This is a genomic window from Blautia sp. CGZ-1-C1, assembly GCF_056504575.1.
This window is the reverse complement of sequence record NZ_JBWLUT010000096.1, coordinates 1-19728: the sequence shown is the minus strand read 5'-3', so window position 1 is coordinate 19728 and position 19728 is coordinate 1. Positions and strand designations below refer to the sequence as shown.

The window sequence follows — 19728 nt, the reverse complement described above, 5'->3', positions numbered from 1 at the left end:
TTCCAAAACCGGATGACCTAAATCGGATTTTGCCATGGTAAGATGAATTACCGGAAGAATTTCAAACCAAACAGAAGAAATAAAATGTGCCGCCCGATGGGCGGCATTTTTTTAAATTCAAGGTACTGATGATTACGTACTTACAAATAAAAGGCATATTACTGAAATTCTAAAATATAAATTAAAGAAAGATTAAAGTTAAAAAGGAGGAATAGTTATGGACAGAACCAAGAAGTGGCGCAAAATACTTGCTATGATGTTGGCTGTAGTTATGATGCTTCAGAACGCACAGTCAGTCATGGTATTTGCGGATGTCACAAACGAGCAGATTGAACAGCGGCTTGCCGGCGGCCGGACACAGACAGAACAGCAACAGCCGAACCAGAGCCAGGTCGAGACAAGAGCAAACGGAGAGGAGTACAAGACGCAGTCCCAGGAATCGACAGATAATGGGAACGACGGCGTAGATATCGGAAGTCCTGAGACAAGCGGCGCAACAACCGAAGCAAAGACTTCCAATGCAGATGTATCTGCAAAGATCACACAAAGTGTATTCCCGAAAGACATCAGCGGAACTACCTACAACTTCGTACAGATGACCGCAGAGATCACAAACAATGACACTGAGAATGCAGCAACAGGTGTGAATATCAAGGCCCTGCTTCAGTCATCACAGTTAAGCTATGTGACAGACTATGGAACACTGACAACGGGTGCAGAAGCTTATGTACCGGACAGTAATAACACAAGCGACCTTCCGGAAGGAAGCGCAGACGGTTATGACCAGATTATCATGTGGAATAACCAGACAATCGGCGCAGGCGAAACTGTGTTCTACCAGTTTGCAGCTCAGCTCAACGCAGAAAATCTGGATGGCGTAGTTGACGCATGGTACATAGACGGAACTTCCTGCAATTATACATGGGAAAACACAGAAGTTCTCAATCCGGTACAGACTCCGGAGGCAGATCAGGAAGAGACACCTTCTGATACAACTCAGGATTCTAACCAGGATTCCAACCAGGACGCTAACCAGGATTCCACACAGGAAGCCACTCCGACACCGGAAGTAACAGAAGAGACAACAGCAACCCCGACACCAGAAGTAACAGAAGAGACAACATCAGAAGCAACAGAGACACCAGAAGCAGAACCTACACAGGCTGCGGATGATAAAAAAGCTAAAGCTGCTAAGAAAAAAAATCAGCAACGGTTATTGGCGCAGAGAGGTATGGGAGAAGAGGATGACGTGCAGGAGGGAGAAACGAATATTCCAGTTGCGACTGCGGACGGAGATATAGAAATACCACCTCTTGTTGATGGAATGACTGTATGCGGAAATGGTGAACCTATAGATTTAAGCTATATTACAAGCTCTATTCTTAAAGTTGATGGTAAGAAGATTGAAGATTGGAGTAATATTACTATTAATAGGGATAGTAAAGTAGAGTTATCAATAAGTTATGAATATCCGGATTCTGCGGCTGAGGGAAAACCAGGAAAGCCTACACTAACAGATAATATCAGGTATTATGATTTGCCTAATAGTTCAGATTGGGAATATTTGAATGTAAATGGTTATATCCATGATAAACAGGGCCATCAAGCTGGATTTTATGAAATTAAAAATAATAAAATTTATTTGTACTATGATAATAGAACAAAAGATACAACGGGTACACAAGGCTTTTTAGAAAAATATCCTGATTATATAAAAGGTACTTTTATGTTAACTATGGAGGTTGATAAACAAAGTACTGCAAGTAAAAGTGACATAGATCTTAATTTCCCAGGAATAACAAATGGTCATGTAAAAATAAATGATTCTGATGTTACTGCAAAGAAATCTTTAAAAACAGATGCAGATAATAATCCGCTATTTGATGAAAATGGGGAATTAGAATATACGATTACTATAGATCCAGTTAAACAGGATACCAAAAATATTGTGATTACAGATAAACTATCAAAAAATTTGAAGTTTGATGCTGGGTCTTTTACAATGTCGAAAGATGGTGGGAATTATTCCTCTATACAACCAACGATTGATGAAACAGAAAATACAGCAACTATTACTATTGGGAACTTAAATTATAATGAAGGCTGTATCATAAAATATAAAGTAAAACCATCAGAAAACATAACTACAGCAACTATTGATAATACAGCAAGTTGGACTTGGGATGGTGCGGGAGATGGACCGTATCAGTCGGAGGTAGAAAATACAATAAAACGTGAAATGCTTTCGAAAACAGGAAGTGATGTGGGAGATAATACTATTTCATATCGAATAGAGATAAATAAATTGAAAGCGACCTTGATACCAAAAGATAGCAGTGTGGAATCAATACAACTTTCTGATAATTTGAATCCTCAATTGTTAACCTATTTATATGATGCTAAGGTTGTAGATGAAAACGGAACTTCCATTAAGGGTGTTTCGATTCGATATAATCCACAAACTGGTGATTTAAGTGTAAGCGGAATACCAGATAAAACATATGCGATATTGACCTATAGTGTTCAAGTAAAAACAACGGCTGGAGAAACGGGAAAGAAAGACATTTATAATCAAGTAAAAATGACTGGAACTGTTCCTGTGGAGGATGAAACAACAACTGAAGTGCGAATTTCGGAACATTCTGTAACTGTTGAAGGTACAAGTGGAACTATTACAATATATAAAAAGGGATATTATCCAGATAAAGACGCACAGCAACAGTTACCATTAAAGGACATAGAGTTTTCTTTATATGAAATAAATCTGCAACCAGAGAATAATAAAGAGGTTGATTTGGAAGGAACTTTACATTCGGTTAAGAAAACAAATGCCAATGGAGAAATTGAGTTTGGATCAGAGCAAACGAATAGGGTTAAGTTGAATACGTTGTATTATTATAAAGAAACAAAAGCACCAGGTTATGTGTTAGATTCAACGAAACATTATTTTGTATTGGCTGCTGACGAGAACACTAGAAATCTTATCAACACAAAATGTAGTTCGATTGCAAATAGTGTTGCATATTATGAAGATGGTGTAATTATTCAGACTCCTATACTTAATAAGAAAAATCCGAATCCTGTTAGTACAGATCTTATTGTTACCAAAAATAAGAATGGAGAAGCAGCGGGAGGATATACCTTTTCTATAGCTTTAGAAAACTATTGCGCTATTGATGGTGGGTATAGCCCGGCTGATAATGATGGAAAGAAGGTTGAATATAGTATTCCGGATAGTACGAGTGATTCAAAAGGTATAGTTTCATTTAAGAATATTATATTTAATTATGAGGGAATTTATACATTTGCGGTTAAGGAGAAAGAGAACGTAAATGATAGCAAAGTAATTTATGATGATATGGAATATAAAGTAATATATACGGTTAAACGAGATGACTTCGGAGACTTAATGGTTGAAAAGAAAGAAGTAAAGAAAGGAGATCAGACAGTCTATACTGGCAAAGACGATAAAAACTCGAATTGTAATATTGTATTTAATAATTATAAAGCTGTAAGTTTGACTTTAACCAAAGATACAGCTGGTAAAAAAATAACGTTAAATAACGGTCAAGATTTTACTTTTGAATTAACTGGAAAATGGAAAGATGAAAGTGACTATTATTTTGGAGATAGTAATAAAAAAATAGGCATACTGAGTGATGATAAAAAGACATTGACAGTTAAAGTAAAAGTAGCTAAGGGACAGACACAAGGTTCTCTTAATTTAAGTGGATTACCTAAAGGGGTAACAATAACGGTAAAAGAAGTTTCAATACCAAATGGTTGGAGTTGGAGTTCTTCTGATCCGGATGGTAATAATAAAACAACCAGTATTGAACTGAGTGATACCAATAAAGTTACGGTAACAAACAGTTACAGTGATGAAGGAACAGTAACTTTTAAAGTTAAAAAGAGTTTCAATGATTGGAACGCTAATAGTCAGTTTAGCTTTAAAATTGAACGCTGCGATACGAATGGTAATACTAAAGACGTTGCTCAGAACCAATATTTACCAAAGCAAAAAACGGTAATAATAACAGGAAATGACACAGAAAAAATAAAGTCATTTGGCGATTTCAAGTATACTAAAGATGATATATACTATTATATTATTTCAGAAGTAATACCAGAGGATGCTGTAAATGGACAATTTAATGGAATCACATATGACCAAACAAAAACATATGTCAAAGTAGTTGTAGAACCAAATGATGAAGGAAATGGTCAGAAGAAGATTACGATTTATCAAGCGAAGTTCTTTGGAAATTGGTCAAAACCTAATGATGGTTCCTTAGTAGAAGCCTCTTTTGAAAATAGCGTTGCAAGTACGAATGTTACATTGCAGTTAACAAAGAAATTAATCCATAAAAACTTAACTAAGGATTCAGGATTCAAGTTTAAGATCACAGATATTACAGATGAGAGCAATAAAAAAGTACTTTCTGATGAAACGACAATCTTTGAGACAGATGAGAACAAAATTGGAAAGATTAATTTCAAGATTAATTATAAGAGCACTCAATTAACAGACGAAAATGAAAAAACTTTTAAGTATTTGATTGAGGAAGTGATACCTTCGGAAAAACAGGGCATTGAGTATGATGAGACTCGATACACAGTAGAGGTTACAGTTGCTAAAACAGGTGATAATCTGAATGTTAAGTCGGTTAGATATAATTCAAAAGATATTTTACCGGATAACGATGTGTATGTAGTTCCTGTTAATGAAACTGGAAAAGCTGCAAACTTTGTAAATACTTATAAGGCAGAGACAACAATTCATTTTGAAGGTACCAAAGCATTAGAGAATAAAGCGTTAAAAGGAGATGACTTTACATTTCAAATTAAATCTGATTCTAATACAGATCAGAGGTTTAGTAAGAACGGGCAATCGTCTACTACAGCTACAGTGAAAAATGATAAAAACGGAACCATTGTATTTCCAGATATGACGTATACAATGGATGATTTAGACAAAACAGACAATACGACGGGTAAAAAATATGGAGAGTTTAGCTATACTCTGAAAGAATTATCCAATGATAATCAAGGAGGAATTACCTATAGTAAACATGAGATAAATGCAACGGTAGTTGTAATTGATGAAGGAAATGGAAATCTTTCTACAAAGGTAACATATGGAAGCGGATATGAAACTTCTAAGAATGGAACCTATACACTTCCAAATGAAACAGGGGAAAATGTAACATTTAAGAACATATATGGTTCTAATGCTAAGATTCAGGTCCAGGGAACAAAATCTCTCGCGAATAAGTCATTTAAGCAAGATGATTTCAGTTTTCAGATTGTTTCTGAAGATGATACACGGTATACAAACCAGAATCCATTAACAGCAAAAAATATAGAACCAGAAAATGGAATAGCTAACTTTGTATTCCCAGAGCTAACTTATACAGCAAAAAATTTGGAAGATGTTTCTGAGGAAGATGGAATTAAAACAAAGACATTCCATTATACCATTTCGGAAATTATACCTTCAGAAAAAAATGGTATTGTATATGATGGTACAAAGATCAATGTGGATGTAAAGTTGACAGATGACGGAAAAGGAAATCTTACAGCAATATTAATGAAAGATAATCAAGAATTGCCAAAGATTTTGAAAGATGGTATGCCAGTGTATACATTGCCAAAGGCAGAAAATAAATCAGCAACGTTTAATAACACATACGATGTAAGTGTCAGTGTAAAACTGGAAGGCACAAAGGAATTACTTAATAATAAACTGACAACAACGATGCCGTTTAAGTTTAAGATTACGGGTGATGAAAGTGACAAGCGTTTTACAGTAAATGATGATACAGGTGAATCGAAATCTAATACTGTATTAGTAGGAATTGATCATATTGGAAACAATGATATTGGTACATTTGAGTTTCCTCTTATGACATATACTGCTGAAGATCTTAAAGATGAAACTCCGACAGATGATGGAGTAAGGGAAAAAGATTTTACCTATACAATAGAAGAAGATAAAACAGGAATTGTTCCTGATAAAGATGGCCTGTATATAAAAGACGGGGTTACCTACGATAATTCCGGTTATACAATAAAAGTTCATCTGGAAGATAATGGTAGCGGAAATCTTACAGCGACAATGAAACTTGTTACAAATGAGACAGAGACTGATCTTTCGGAATCTTCTAAAGGTGATTATGTATTGTATACATTACCTGCTGCAGTGGATGAGAATGCAACTTTTACGAATATCTATGATACAGAGGGTTGGTTTGAAATTCCAGCAGTTAAGTATTTAAATGGTCGTAATTTTAAGAAAGGCGATAAATTTACATTTATAGTAACAAAGAATAATGTAGAGTTTGATAAGGTAACTATTGAGCCGACAGAGACAGATGGTAACGAAAAAGAGATTAAGTTTAAAACAGATGTATATAGCTTAAAAGATGTGGGAAAAACTTATCATTATTCTATTCGTGAGGATCATGAAAATACTATTACAGGTGTAAAAGATTCTAACCGGGTTTATGAAGTAAGTGTAACGATTACAGATGAAGCTAAAAATGGACAGCTTGAAGTCGTTGCAGTGGATCATAGAACAGTTACTAAAGAAGATGGAACAAAAGAAACGATAGAAGAGCCGTTTACAAAAGCTACATTTATCAATGAATATACGGCTGATAGTACTGTACAGATTTCAGCAGAAAAGAATTTGGGTCCTGTAGAATTGAAAGATAATGCATTTTCATTTACGTTAACTCAAACAGATAAAAATGGAGAAGTTCTTACTAAGACTGAGAAAGATAAGGATGATCAGGATGTGGCAGTTCCTGTATATACAGAGACTGTGAAGAATCAGGGATCGAATGTTGCGTTTAAGCCTATTACTTATTCCCAGAAAGATGTAGGAAAAACTTATTACTATACAGTAAAAGAGGAGATTCCTAAAGATATTCCGGCAGGATATACGTATAGCCAGAGTGAATATAGAGTAAAAGTTGTAGTAAGTGCTGCTGAAGATGGAGACAAGGATAATAAATTAAAAGTTGTAAAAACTATTACCAAGGTTACAGATAAGGGTAACATGGAAACAGAGGATATTATATTTGACAACTTTTACAAGGCGGAAGGTTCAGTAAACTTTGCAGCTAAGAAAGAAGTTACCGGATATACCAAAAATCTTCCAGAATTTAAGTTTATCATTACCGAGAATGGTAAAGAAGTTGCGACAGGTAAAAATGATAAAAACGGAAATATTGAATTCTCTGAAATTAAATACACCTATGATTCAAGTAATAATTCTTCTATAGGAGAGCATACGTATGTAATCAGTGAGGTACAGCCGAAATCTGGTGATAATTACATTTATGATAAGGGCACATATCAGGCAGTGATTAATGTAACAGATAATGGTGATGGCACTCTGAAAACAGAACTGGTGACAGATAAATCTTCTAAAGACTTTAATGTTGGTACAGATGGAAAGATTACTTTGAAGAAGAGTTTTGTTAATGAAGAGGTAGGAATAGGCTTCTGTAAAACAGATGTAGCTGATCAAAACTTGCCAGGTGCGGTTCTTACGATTTATCAGAGTAATGATGGAAAGAAAGGTAAAGAAGTAACTCATTGGACAACAACAGATAAGGAATATGTAGTAACAACAGGATTGGCTGCAGGTAACACATATATTCTGGAAGAGACATCTGTTCCAAAAGGATATGTAAAAGCAGACTCAATAGTATTTAAGATTAATAATGATTCTGAGCGTACAATAGAAGTTATAAACGGTGGTCAGAAAGATAAAAATGGAAACATCGTTATGATTGATAAGAAAACAGGGGTTCAGATTTTGAAAGTGGATGCAGATGGAAAACCATTAGCTGGTGCTAAACTTGCAATTAAAGATTCCGCTGGAAATATTGTTGAAAGTTGGACATCTACCACTTCGGCACATTCTATTGAGGGAACATTGGCAGAAGGCTCAAATTATGTCCTTACTGAAATTGAGACCCCGACAGGTTATAGAAAAGCAGTAGATATTCCTTTCAAAGCGGAGGCAAGCGAAAAAGCAGTAGTTCTTACAATGAAGGATGCTCCAACCAAAGCAAGCATCCTCAAGACTGACGAGAGCGGCAAAGCACTCAGCGGTGCACAGCTCGTAGTGAAAGATTCCACTGGCAAGGAACTTGACAAGTGGACAACTGACGGCAAGGCTCATGAGATCACAGGTCTCCTCACAGTAGGTGAGACCTACACATTAAGTGAGGTTTCAGCTCCGTCCGGTTACACAGTAGCTCCGGACCAGACATTTAAGATGGAGGATAAGGACGTAATCGAAGTTACTATGGTTGACTATCAGGCATCTGGTTCCGGTCAGATCACAGTAACCAAGAAAGTTACTTACGCAAATGGCGGTGATTTCATAGACCTGATCGCTCAGGACGATACCTTCTATGTAAATCTGTTTACAGATGCAGCAGGTAAGTATCCGTACAAGGGAGCTCTTCCACAGGCCATTCATCTGGTAAATGCTTCCGCAGGAAGTGTGACATTCAGTGATCTGGCACAGGGTACCTATTATGTATATGAGACAGATGCAAACGGCAATGTGATTAATCTTGATCAGCAGGGTATGCACAATGGATTACAGTTTATGTGTACAGTTGACGGCGGTTCAAATACCGTGAAACTGGATCTGAAAGCTGGTCCTAAGGAAGGTGCTGTAAACCTGGAGAATGTATTCTTTGATATTCCTACAGGTTATTCCTATAAGGGCGAGATCAACATTAACAAACAGGTACTGAAAGGCACCACACAGACAACTACGGACGATACGTTCTATGCAGGTATCTTTACAAAGGGTGATGATGGTGTTTATAACCTGTTCACGGTAGTAACGCTGGTACAGAATGACACAGTTACTGTTGAGGTTCCTCTTGGAGGAGAAGATGGTACAGAACCGATCAACTACTATATTCTGGAAACAGATGCGGATGGAAATATTCTTGACCTTGATGTCTTTGAATATGAAGTAACAGGTGAAGGTACAGTTGCTCTGAGTAAGGAGAATCTGACAGGTGATATTAATCTTGTAAATAAGATTCCGGAAGAAACAGATGGTAAGCTTCGTGTACAGAAGACGGACGGAAATGGCGTTGGTCTTGCAGGCGCAAGCTTCAGACTGACAGATGAAGAAGGAACAGTAGTGGATGAGTGGACGTCTGAGGCAAGTGCTCATGAGTTAGAGCTTGAGCCGGGTACTTATACTCTGACAGAAGTTCAGGCTCCGACAGGCTATACAGGTGCGGGAAGTGTAACGATCGAAGTTGATGATGATTATAACTTCTCTGTAAATGGAGAAATTGAGTACAGCTATAACAATGGTCTTCTGAAGATCGTCAATAAGGTTGTACCGGGCGGTTCCACAACTCCGGGAACATCTGGAGGTGGTGGTTCAACACCTGCTTCTTACAGTGCTGCACTCAGTGGAAAGGTAGCAGTTAAGACCGGCGATAACACCCCGATCGGTGCTTATGCAGCAGTTCTTGTAATTGCAGCTCTTGCTATCGCAGGCGGAATCTATTATAAGAAGAAAAGAAAAAACAGCAAATAATGACAGCGGTTGTTATTTGCAGAACAGACGATAACAGGTTAGATGTTACTGTTCACTCCGTTCTCAGTAACACGCTTCGCGATGCACAGAATTTATGCTATTCGCATAAATTCGCGCGGTATGTCTCGGGATTTTGGCATTCTCATGCCAAAACACCTCGCGGGATAGTGGCGTGTGAACAGTAACGGTTAGATAATTAATCGGTTTGAGACGGGCCCGATATGTTTGACATCCCCGCACAGTACTTATATAATGGAACAAACACATTCTGTTGATGAGGACGGAATGAACAAAAAATATTCCGTTAAAAGTAGAGCGCGGGGGCGGACAACAGTGAAAAGGCCGGATAACAAGAAAAGGCGAAAGAAGATTCTATTTTTAACAGCGCTCGCTGCAGTGATTTTCATTGCATGGGCGCTGGGTGCATATCGGAACGTTTTGGTGAGATTTTCCAGATTGCCTTAATATGAGTCTTAATGCCAAAAATATGCGATAATTTATAGGCATAAATTAAGAAAAGACTTGACTTAAGCATGTCATGTGTGATAAACTTGACAAGCGACATGGAAGTTAGGTCTTTTTTTTATGCCCGAAAAAGATGACGGATACATCGTCAGGCATGAGGAAAATGACCATGCAAATGAAAACACTGGAGGTGGAAGTTGTGCGCGTTAAGATTACATTAGCATGTACCGAGTGCAAGCAGCGTAACTACAATATGACTAAGGAGAAAAAGAACCATCCTGAGAGAATGGAAACTCAGAAATATTGTAAGTTCTGCCGCAAACACACTCTGCATAAGGAAACAAAGTAATCCAAGGTAACTGGACGAAACAGTTACTCACAGAGAATTGTGAGGTCAGGCTATGCAAGGAAATGAAAAATCTGCTGGCAAAAGCCAGAAGAAGAGTTGGTTTCAGGGACTTCAGTCAGAATTCAAAAAAATTGTCTGGACAGATCGCAATGAACTGATCAAGCAGACTATCGTAGTAGTTTGCGTATCAATTGTTCTCTGCGTACTGATCAGCGTTATGGATTCATTTATTCTCGAAGGCATTAATCTTTTAATGAAATAAGGATAAGGTGATTGTATGTCAGAAGCGAAATGGTATGTTGTTCATACTTATTCCGGGTATGAAAACAAAGTAAAAGCCAACATTGAAAAAACCATCGAAAACCGACACCTGGAAGATCAGATCCTTGAAGTTCGTGTTCCTTTACAGGAAGTATCCGAACTGAAGAACGGAACTATGAAACAGGTTCAGAAAAAAATGTTTCCTGGCTATGTACTTCTCAACATGGTTATGAATGACGATACATGGTATGTTGTCCGTAACACCAGAGGTGTGACAGGCTTCGTTGGACCAGGGTCCAAGCCGGTACCGTTAACTGAGGAAGAGATGATTCCTCTTGGTATCCAGAATGAGGATATCCAGGTAGATTTCGCAGAAGGCGATACAGTTGTTGTAACAGGCGGTGCCTGGAAAGATACCGTTGGTGTTATTACTGCTCTTGATATTCCTAAGCAGACAGCAACGATCAATGTTGAACTTTTCGGCCGCGAAACGCCGGTAGAAATTAGTTTCGCAGAAATCAAACAGATGTAACAAGCAAAGGTAACAATATCGTGGGAGGGACATAAACCCCCGCCAATACCACATAGGAGGTGCCGAAAAATGGCAAAGAAAGTAACAGGATATATCAAATTACAGATTCCGGCTGGTAAAGCAACTCCAGCACCACCTGTAGGTCCAGCTCTTGGACAGCACGGTGTAAATATCGTTCAGTTCACAAAAGAGTTCAATGCAAGAACAGCAGATCAGGGAGACTTAATCATTCCTGTAGTTATCACTGTTTATGCAGACAGAAGTTTCAGCTTCATAACCAAAACTCCGCCGGCTGCAGTTCTTCTTAAGAAAGCTGCTAAGATCAAATCCGGTTCCGGCGTACCGAACAAGACAAAAGTTGCTAAGGTTACTAAAGCTCAGGTTCAGGAAATCGCTGAACTTAAGATGAAAGACTTAAATGCAGCATCCCTCGAAGCAGCTATGAGCATGATCGCTGGTACTGCAAGAAGTATGGGAATCGAAGTAGTTGATTAATTTTATTATTAAATAGTAAGTGGGAGGGCGTTCCCCGCAAATACCACAGGAGGTTATAGAAATGAAACGAGGAAAGAAATACGTGGAAGCTGCCAAAGCAGTAGACCGCGCTACATTATATGATACCGCAGAAGCTATCAGCTTAGTTAAAAAAGCTGCAGTTGCTAAATTTGACGAAACTATCGAAGTTCATATCCGTACAGGCTGCGATGGACGTCATGCAGATCAGCAGATCCGTGGTGCAGTAGTTCTGCCACACGGTACTGGTAAAAAAGTTCGTGTTTTAGTATTCGCTAAAGATGCTAAAGCTGAAGAAGCAAAAGCAGCAGGTGCTGAATTCGTTGGAGCTGAGGAGTTAATTCCGAAGATCCAGAACGAAGGATGGTTAGACTTTGACGTTGTTGTTGCAACTCCAGATATGATGGGTGTTGTAGGTCGTCTTGGTCGTGTACTTGGACCGAAAGGTTTAATGCCAAACCCGAAAGCTGGTACAGTAACAATGGACGTTACTAAAGCAGTTCACGATATCAAAGCAGGTAAGATTGAGTACCGTCTTGATAAAACCAACATTATTCATGTTCCGGTTGGTAAAGCATCCTTTACAGAAGAACAGTTAAGCGACAACTTCCAGACGCTGATCGATGCTATCGTTAAGGCTAGACCAAGCACACTGAAAGGTCAGTATTTAAAGAGCGTTGTTATTGCTCCGACAATGGGACCTGGTGTGAAGATCAACCCGATGAAATTAGCATAATAGATTTTAGCAATTTAAGGCTCCCGGGGATTCTCCGGGGGTCTTTTTGCGTCTTTGTCCTTTTTTGACTAAAGGACTGGAGGGAAAATATTTTTCCTCCCTGGGGAATCTAAGGGAGAAGGAAGAGGCGTAAGAAGAGGGTTACAGTGGTGAGATGAGGTGTGTTATAGTAGGGAGGATGAGATCGGGACAGAGAGGAGGAGTCGGTTTTGGCAGCTAGGAGACGGAAACAGAGAAGTGGAAGAAGTTATGCGTGGAGATATCGGGGCAGGATTGTGGCTTGTGTGTTTGTTGAGGTGCTCATTATCTGTGCGCTGGTTATTATGATCGGATGGAATAAGGGCGTGAAGGAGTGGTTTGAGCAGTTTGAGCAGCCGGTTCTGAAGGAAGTGGATATTAGTGGGATTAACAGTCCGAATGCGATTCTGATGCAGGTCAGGGGAGGTAAGATTCTGGGTGAGATTAACGGGGAGGCTCAGATTTATCCGGCTTCTATGACGAAGATTATGACTGTGATACTGGGGATTGAGAATTTTGATGATCTGGATGCGAAGATTACTCTTACGAATGAGATGTTCTCCGGATTGTATGAGCAGGATGCTACGCAGGCAGGTTTTCAGCCGGGGGAAGAGGTTCGGGTGATTGATCTTCTCTATGGTGCGATGCTGCCTTCGGGGGCGGAGTGCTGTATTGCGCTGGCAGATACGATCAGTGGTTCAGAGGCAGATTTTGCGGAGCTGATGAATAAGAAGGCAAGGAAACTTGGAATGGAGAATACTCATTTTTGTGATTCTACAGGACTGCATAATCCGGATCATTACAGTACGGTTAAGGATATTGCTGTTTTGATGAAGTATTGCATTAAGAATGATACGTTTCGTGAGATTGTGGAGACCTCCAGACATTCTACCGGAGTTACAAATATCCACCCGGATGGAATTACTTACTACAGTACAATGTTTAAAAATCTGTCTGATCCGACAGTCACAGGTGGAAAAATCCTCGGCGGAAAGACCGGTTATACCAGTGAGGCAGGACACTGTCTGGTAAGCTTTGCGGAGATTGAGGGCAGGGAATATATCTTTGTTTCCGCAGGTGCTTCAGGAGCGGATGGAAATACGATTCCGCATATTCAGGATGCTGTGACTGTTTATAACAGAGTTGGTGCGGCGATTGAGGCGAAGATGAATGATAATAACAAATAAAATCTCCCACAAATTGTGACGCACATCTTGTGGGAAGCATTTTATAGATTTTTATAGACATATTTTTATGTGTGTGATACAATCAATCACATACAAAAGAACGATACGGGCTACAGAGGAGGTGAAAGTGGTGACAGACAGACAAATGCTGGAAGCTGTTTTGACGGAGGTCAGAGGACTTGGAACGCGAATGGACCGAATGGAAGAGCGTCAGAAGTGTTTTGAAGAAGAGACCAGAAATAACTTTGCAGATATCAGACTGCATTTGGAGAACATAACGGATAGGAATATTTCAATCCTTGCAGAGAATCATCTGAATCTTATCAATAAGATGGATGTGTCGGCTACCTGGATGAACAGGATTATGATTAATGAGGTTAAGATGAATGCTCTGACAGATCAGGTTGCCAGACTTCAGGCGAAATCCAGTTAAGCTTCCAATTATGAAAATACGAACGGATAAAAAGGGAGAACCTCAATGGTTCTCCCTTTAAAAGGTTTATTTTATGCGATTTTCCGATAGAATTATTCTCCGAAGTATCTCTTAAGCAGACCTGCGAATGCTTTTCCGTGTCTAGCCTCATCTCTTGCCATTTCATGAACTGTGTCATGGATAGCGTCAAGGTTAGCAGCTTTTGCACGTTTAGCAAGATCTGTTTTACCAGCTGTAGCGCCGTTCTCAGCTTCTACACGCATCTGAAGATTCTTCTTTGTGCTGTCTGTTACAACTTCGCCTAATAACTCAGCGAATTTAGCAGCATGCTCTGCTTCTTCGTAAGCGGCTTTCTCATAGTATAAACCAACTTCCGGATATCCTTCTCTGTGAGCAACTCTTGCCATTGCAAGATACATACCAACTTCAGAGCATTCACCTTCAAAGTTAGCTCTTAAATCTGCAAGGATGTCTTCGCTTACGCCTTTAGCTACGCCAACTACGTGCTCAGCAGCCCATGTCATTTCACCTTCCTGTTTAGTGAATTTAGAAGCTGGTGCTTTACATACTGGACAGGCTTCCGGAGCGTTCTCGCCTTCATAAACATAACCGCATACACTACATACCCATTTTGTCATAATTAAAATCTCCTTTTCTCTTAATGATTTATTATTTGGATGTCAGTTAAAATTTATTCTTAATGACATCAGTTTGTTTGTTCTGTACTATTATCTGTTTTTGATAATAGTAATTGTTACTGTTTTGCTGTGACCTTAGAGTATCATACTTGATATAAAAAGTCAAGTTTTATTTTAACTTTTTTGCTATTTTTTATCATTAGCAGTTTTAGTAGAAATATTCTTAACTATTATCAGAGGTATCGTCATTAATTAAGGAAGACTGATTAACTTCCTTAAGGCAGTCCTCACACAGTCCGAAAAATCTGGCGCTGTAATCGGTAATCTTTCCGCCGAAGTTCTCACCCGCAAGCTCCATAATGTGATGAATCCCCTCACTCTCCAGATCCATGATCCGCTCACATCTGGTGCACATAAAGTGACAATGCCTCTCGGTCCGTCCATCAAAATGATCCGCACCGGCAAATGAGGAAAGCTTCTTGATTTCTCCCAGATCAGCAAGCAGAGATAAGTTGCGATATACCGTGCCGAGGCTGATATTCGGATAAATGAGCTTCATATTCTCATATACCACATCTGCCGTAGGATGATCTGTTCTGTTCCGGAGAAATTCCTTAATTGATTCCCTCTGACGGCTATATTTCAGTGTCGCCATGGTATTCCTCCCTTCTCTGAGTTTCAGTAAATAAATACGTTTAATAACGATAATCATTACTGATATTGTTACTATACAATAATGGACTATATTTGTCAAGATAAAAATGTGTATTTAATCTTCGTAATGTCCTCGACATGATAAAATTTTAATATTCTGGAGTTCATCAATTTCGTAGACAAGACGATTCGTATCATCTATACGGCGGGAATAACCAGAATGGTGTTTTAGCTTTTCTGGTTTCCCTGTTCCTGCTAAAACACCATTTCTTTTGATATCATCAAGGAGAGAATTGATCTTTTTTAATGTTTTTCTATCCTGAGATTGCCAATATAAATAGTCCTGAAATCCATTTACTGTGAAAGTAAATTCATTCATTCTTCATAAGCTCCATAAAATCAATAATCTTTTGAGAGGGTTTCCAATCATCCGCTTCCATAGCTTTCATTTCGTCCATGGTGAGAGTGATAGTCTTTTTTTGCTCGAGCTGAGAGATACTGTTTTCTAAGCGTTTGAGATATTCAGCTGTTCTTTTTGCCTTTTGCAGATCGTTGTATTGAGTTTCAGATATAACTACGACATTTTCATTTTTTTTACGGGAAACAATTACAGGTTCACCAGAAAAGGCAATGTCAAAATATTTCTTCAGATTAGCTCTTAAATCCATTTGTTTTGTTGCAATCATAATAACACCTCCGAATAAGTACTAAAAACCGTACGCTTTTATGTACCTATATTATATGCAGAAAAATCTATACACGTCAACAAAAACTATTCGACAAAACAAAAAGCAATAGCACATTTCAGTGGGTTTACAAACCCTTAGAAATGTGCTATATTTTCCCTATAACAGGAAATAACTAATTCCTATAACTGATAACAGCATTTCAGATAACTCACAGAACTGCTGTTACGAAATAATACAAACTCATTGAAGAAGAGAGTACATCTGCAGACCGTATTACAGAGAAATCCCCATGGACGACGATAGTAAGTCCTGAAGGCTGAGAGGGATATGCAAGGAGCAGATCGAAGATGGCTTCCGAGAGGCACTGCTGAGAGTCATGGACTTTAGGCAGCGACAGGCACGCCTGTTATAGCGTAGAGGTATTACACGTACCTCCCAAGGTTTCCCCGCGCGAGCAGGAAACGAACAGAAGTGGTAACACGGGCAAACACTCGTCTTCTCAGATAACTCTGGGGAGACTTTTTTTATGTTATAAACATATATGAACCTCCATATCTTAACCAGGAGCACTAATAAGTCCCACTTCCATTCATTTTCCCTTATGAAGAATTTATATTTTTCTTCCATAGGAAAGGAGCGGTTGTTACCATTCTGAAAAACCAGGCGTCCACATTCAAAAAAAGGAGACAACAACCATGGAAAAACAGAAATACTACATCACCACTGCAATTGCCTACACATCCGGCAAACCGCATATCGGCAACACTTATGAAGTTGTATTAGCCGACGCCATCGCCCGCTACAAACGTCAGCAGGGCTATGACGTATTCTTCCAGACCGGAACTGATGAACACGGCCAGAAAATCGAATTAAAAGCCGAAGAAGCCGGTATCACCCCGAAAGAATTCGTAGACAACGTATCCGGCGAGATCAAAAGAATCTGGGATCTGATGAACACATCCTACGACAAATTCATCAGAACCACTGACGAAGACCACGAAAAACAGGTCAAAAAAATCTTCAAAAAAATGTACGCAAAAGGCGACATCTACAAAGGACACTACGAAGGAATGTACTGCACACCGTGCGAATCTTTCTTCACAGAATCCCAGCTTGTAGACGGCAAATGTCCTGACTGCGGACGTCCATGCGTACCTGCCAAAGAAGAAGCATACTTCTTCAAAATGAGCAAATACGCTGACAAACTGATCGACTACATCAACACACACCCGGATTTCATCCAGCCGGAATCACGTAAGAACGAAATGATGAACAACTTCCTTCTTCCGGGACTTCAGGATCTCTGCGTATCCAGAACATCTTTTAAATGGGGAATTCCGGTAGACTTCGATCCGAAACACGTAGTATATGTATGGCTTGATGCCCTCACAAACTACATCACAGGAATCGGTTACGACTGCGATGGAGAAAGTACAGAGCAGTTCAACAAACTCTGGCCGGCAGACCTTCACCTCATCGGTAAAGACATCATCCGTTTCCATACAATTTACTGGCCAATCTTCCTGATGTCACTGGATCTTCCACTTCCGAAACAGGTATTTGGACATCCATGGCTCCTTCAGGGTGATGGCAAAATGAGTAAATCCAAAGGAAACGTAATCTACGCAGACGAACTGGTAGACTTCTTCGGTGTAGATGCAGTGCGTTACTTCGTACTCCATGAAATGCCATTCGAGAACGACGGTGTTATCACATGGGAACTGATGGTAGAGCGTCTCAACTCCGAGCTTGCGAACACCCTCGGAAACCTTGTAAACCGTACGATTTCCATGTCCAACAAATACTTTGGCGGCGTAGTAGAGAACAAAGGCGTAACAGAGCCTGTAGATGATGATCTCAAGAACTTCATCCTCTCCGTACCGGAAAAAGTAAACGAAAAAATGGACAAACTTCGTGTAGCAGACGCAATGACAGAAGTATTCACTATCTTCAAACGCTGCAACAAATACATCGACGAAACAATGCCATGGGCACTTGCAAAAGATGAAGAAAAGAAAGACCGTCTTGCAACCGTTCTCTACAATCTGGTTGAGGGAATCTGCATTGGCGCAACTCTGTTGAAATCCTTTATGCCGGAAACAACAGAGAGAATTTTTGCCCAGTTAAATGCTCAGGACAGAAGCTTAGATGACCTCAAGACATTTGGTCTCTATCCATCAGGAAACAAAGTAACTGAGAAACCGGAGATCCTTTTCGCACGTCTTGACCTTAAAGAAGTAATGGCAAAAGTAGCAGAGCTTCATCCACCAAAAGCTGAAGAGCCTGCAAAAGAAGAGAAAGAGGATGTGATTGACATTGAGGCAAAACCAGAAATCACATTTGAAGATTTCGGCAAGCTCCAGTTCCAGGTTGGTAAGATCATCTCCTGCGAGGAAGTAAAGAAATCCAAGAAACTTCTCTGCTCACAGGTACAGATCGGAAGCCAGGTACGCCAGATCGTATCCGGAATCAAAGCACACTACAGTGCAGAAGAAATGGTAGGCAAGAGAGTTATGGTAGTCACAAACCTGAAACCAGCCAAACTTGCCGGAGTACTCAGTGAAGGAATGATTCTCTGCGCAGAAGATGCAGACGGAAACCTTTCCCTGATGGTACCGGAAAAAGAAATGCCGGCAGGTGCTGAGATCTGCTGATTACAAAGTGAACAGTGACAAATTTACTGAAAATACAGATTAAATTCTGTGAAAATTTCCGAAAAATGAACTTGACAAATGCGTCCCCAAAAGCTATATTAGTATTAGATAAAGGGGAGTAGCTGGCACGTGCATGTTCATGATGTTGTCAATCTCGATGGGTAAAGACTCCATCCGTATCGTGATGAATGGGCGAGGCTTTTATTGCATGATTTCGTGTAATAAAAGCCTCGTTTTTTGTCTGAAAATGAAAATAACGTTACTGTTCACTCCGTTCTCAGTAACGTAGCCAAAATTCATTCCAGATTGCCTGTGGCAATGGAATTTTGGCTTGTATGTCTCGGGATTTTGGCATATTTATGCCAAAACACCTCGCGGGATAGTGGTGTGTGAACAGTAACAAAATAACAATGTAAAGGGGATAAATTATGTCACAGGGTTTTAATCATTTTGATGAGAACGGAAACGCAGTTATGGTGGGATGTTTCCGGGAAGAATGTTACGTATAGAACGGCGGTTGCTACAGGTGAGATTGATGTAGGAGAGGCTATTATGGCAGCGGTGAAGGATGGTTCCGTGAAGAAGGGGGATGTGCTTGGTGTGGCGCGAGTAGCCGGGATCATGGGAGTTAAGAGGACTTCTGAACTGATTCCGATGTGCCATCCGCTTCCGATTCAGAAGTGTTCGGTGGATTATGAACTGGACGAGTCGAATGGAATTATCCGCGCATTCTGTACAGTTAAGACTGAGGGAAAGACTGGTGTGGAGATGGAAGCGTTGACTGGTGTTCAGGTGACGCTTTTGACGATTTATGATATGTGTAAAGCAATTGATAAGCATATGGTAATGTCAGATATCCATCTGGTTGAGAAAACTGGCGGGTAAGCTGGATCTCCATTTTTGACCGAAACCGCGGCAGTCATTCGGTGTAGAGCCACGTAGCGAAAGCGGATTGCGAATATCCGATTGAAATATCTGTTGGGCAAATCGGAATAAGGGTGTATAAT

The 19728-nt window shown here is 39.6% G+C and carries 13 protein-coding genes and 1 pseudogene; 10 read left to right on the top strand and 4 right to left on the bottom strand.

Features of this window, described 5'->3' with window-relative positions; translation table 11 throughout:
- Positions 1–217: 217 nt before the first annotated feature.
- From AC058W_RS08340 to AC058W_RS08305, 8 genes are all read left to right on the top strand, one after another.
- The gene (locus AC058W_RS08340) at positions 218–9592 is read left to right on the top strand and encodes a Spy0128 family protein (RefSeq protein WP_479389961.1); all 9375 of its coding nucleotides are present in this window, start codon (positions 218–220) and stop codon (positions 9590–9592) included.
- A 664-nt stretch (positions 9593–10256) separates the two neighbouring features.
- Positions 10257–10406 (top strand): 50S ribosomal protein L33, encoded by a 150-nt coding sequence (rpmG, locus tag AC058W_RS08335; protein ID WP_025578252.1) that lies wholly within the window; start codon positions 10257–10259, stop codon positions 10404–10406.
- A gap of 52 nt (positions 10407–10458) precedes the next feature.
- Positions 10459–10668 (top strand): preprotein translocase subunit SecE, encoded by a 210-nt coding sequence (gene secE, locus AC058W_RS08330; RefSeq protein WP_117675709.1) that lies wholly within the window; start codon positions 10459–10461, stop codon positions 10666–10668.
- A gap of 15 nt (positions 10669–10683) precedes the next feature.
- A complete protein-coding gene (gene nusG, locus AC058W_RS08325; protein ID WP_117675707.1) occupies positions 10684–11199 on the top strand; it encodes a transcription termination/antitermination protein NusG in 516 nt (171 codons plus the stop codon).
- 69 nt (positions 11200–11268) lie between these two features.
- Complete coding sequence (rplK, locus tag AC058W_RS08320) at positions 11269–11694, top strand: 50S ribosomal protein L11 (protein ID WP_008705378.1); 426 nt, start codon at positions 11269–11271, stop codon at positions 11692–11694.
- Between the two features lie 61 nt (positions 11695–11755).
- Complete coding sequence (rplA, locus tag AC058W_RS08315; protein ID WP_216460740.1) at positions 11756–12448, top strand: 50S ribosomal protein L1; 693 nt, start codon at positions 11756–11758, stop codon at positions 12446–12448.
- A gap of 209 nt (positions 12449–12657) precedes the next feature.
- Positions 12658–13653: a D-alanyl-D-alanine carboxypeptidase family protein gene (locus AC058W_RS08310; protein WP_479389960.1), complete on the top strand. Its 996-nt coding sequence runs from the start codon at positions 12658–12660 to the stop codon at positions 13651–13653.
- Between the two features lie 130 nt (positions 13654–13783).
- Positions 13784–14086: a hypothetical protein gene (locus tag AC058W_RS08305; RefSeq protein WP_226839669.1), complete on the top strand. Its 303-nt coding sequence runs from the start codon at positions 13784–13786 to the stop codon at positions 14084–14086.
- Between the two features lie 92 nt (positions 14087–14178).
- Here the strand turns inward: AC058W_RS08305 and AC058W_RS08300 are convergent, their stop codons facing one another.
- The 4 genes from AC058W_RS08300 to AC058W_RS08285 form a co-directional block, all read right to left on the bottom strand.
- Positions 14179–14724: an NADH peroxidase gene (locus AC058W_RS08300; RefSeq protein WP_479389959.1), complete on the bottom strand. Its 546-nt coding sequence runs from the start codon at positions 14722–14724 to the stop codon at positions 14179–14181.
- A 223-nt stretch (positions 14725–14947) separates the two neighbouring features.
- The gene (locus AC058W_RS08295) at positions 14948–15379 is read right to left on the bottom strand and encodes a Fur family transcriptional regulator (RefSeq protein ID WP_479389958.1); all 432 of its coding nucleotides are present in this window, start codon (positions 15377–15379) and stop codon (positions 14948–14950) included.
- Between the two features lie 114 nt (positions 15380–15493).
- Positions 15494–15757, bottom strand: a complete 264-nt coding sequence (locus AC058W_RS08290; protein WP_479389957.1) for a Txe/YoeB family addiction module toxin — start codon at positions 15755–15757, stop codon at positions 15494–15496.
- Complete coding sequence (locus AC058W_RS08285) at positions 15750–16064, bottom strand: type II toxin-antitoxin system Phd/YefM family antitoxin (protein ID WP_479389956.1); 315 nt, start codon at positions 16062–16064, stop codon at positions 15750–15752. The genes AC058W_RS08290 and AC058W_RS08285 overlap by 8 nt, the downstream gene beginning before the upstream one ends.
- Positions 16065–16762: 698 nt before the next feature.
- On the opposite strand from AC058W_RS08285, the gene metG reads away from it, so the two are divergent.
- Positions 16763–18721, top strand: a complete 1959-nt coding sequence (gene metG, locus AC058W_RS08280; RefSeq protein WP_118591313.1) for a methionine--tRNA ligase — start codon at positions 16763–16765, stop codon at positions 18719–18721.
- A 428-nt stretch (positions 18722–19149) separates the two neighbouring features.
- Positions 19150–19606, top strand: a pseudogene (gene moaC, locus AC058W_RS08275) (cyclic pyranopterin monophosphate synthase MoaC).
- The last annotated feature ends 122 nt before the right edge of the window (positions 19607–19728 follow it).

Excerpts from the sequence above, each read along its gene's own strand:
- nusG (WP_117675707.1), top strand. The coding sequence starts at position 10,684 with ATGTCAGAAGCGAAATGGTATGTTGTTCATACTTATTCCGGGTATGAA.
- AC058W_RS08295 (WP_479389958.1), bottom strand. The coding sequence starts at position 15,379 with ATGGCGACACTGAAATATAGCCGTCAGAGGGAATCAATTAAGGAATTT.
- metG (WP_118591313.1), top strand. The coding sequence starts at position 16,763 with ATGGAAAAACAGAAATACTACATCACCACTGCAATTGCCTACACATCC.
- AC058W_RS08285 (WP_479389956.1), bottom strand. The coding sequence starts at position 16,064 with ATGATTGCAACAAAACAAATGGATTTAAGAGCTAATCTGAAGAAATAT.
- AC058W_RS08290 (WP_479389957.1), bottom strand. The coding sequence starts at position 15,757 with ATGAATGAATTTACTTTCACAGTAAATGGATTTCAGGACTATTTATAT.
- rplA (WP_216460740.1), top strand. The coding sequence starts at position 11,756 with ATGAAACGAGGAAAGAAATACGTGGAAGCTGCCAAAGCAGTAGACCGC.
- rplK (WP_008705378.1), top strand. The coding sequence starts at position 11,269 with ATGGCAAAGAAAGTAACAGGATATATCAAATTACAGATTCCGGCTGGT.
- AC058W_RS08340 (WP_479389961.1), top strand. The coding sequence starts at position 218 with ATGGACAGAACCAAGAAGTGGCGCAAAATACTTGCTATGATGTTGGCT.
- AC058W_RS08300 (WP_479389959.1), bottom strand. The coding sequence starts at position 14,724 with ATGACAAAATGGGTATGTAGTGTATGCGGTTATGTTTATGAAGGCGAG.
- secE (WP_117675709.1), top strand. The coding sequence starts at position 10,459 with ATGCAAGGAAATGAAAAATCTGCTGGCAAAAGCCAGAAGAAGAGTTGG.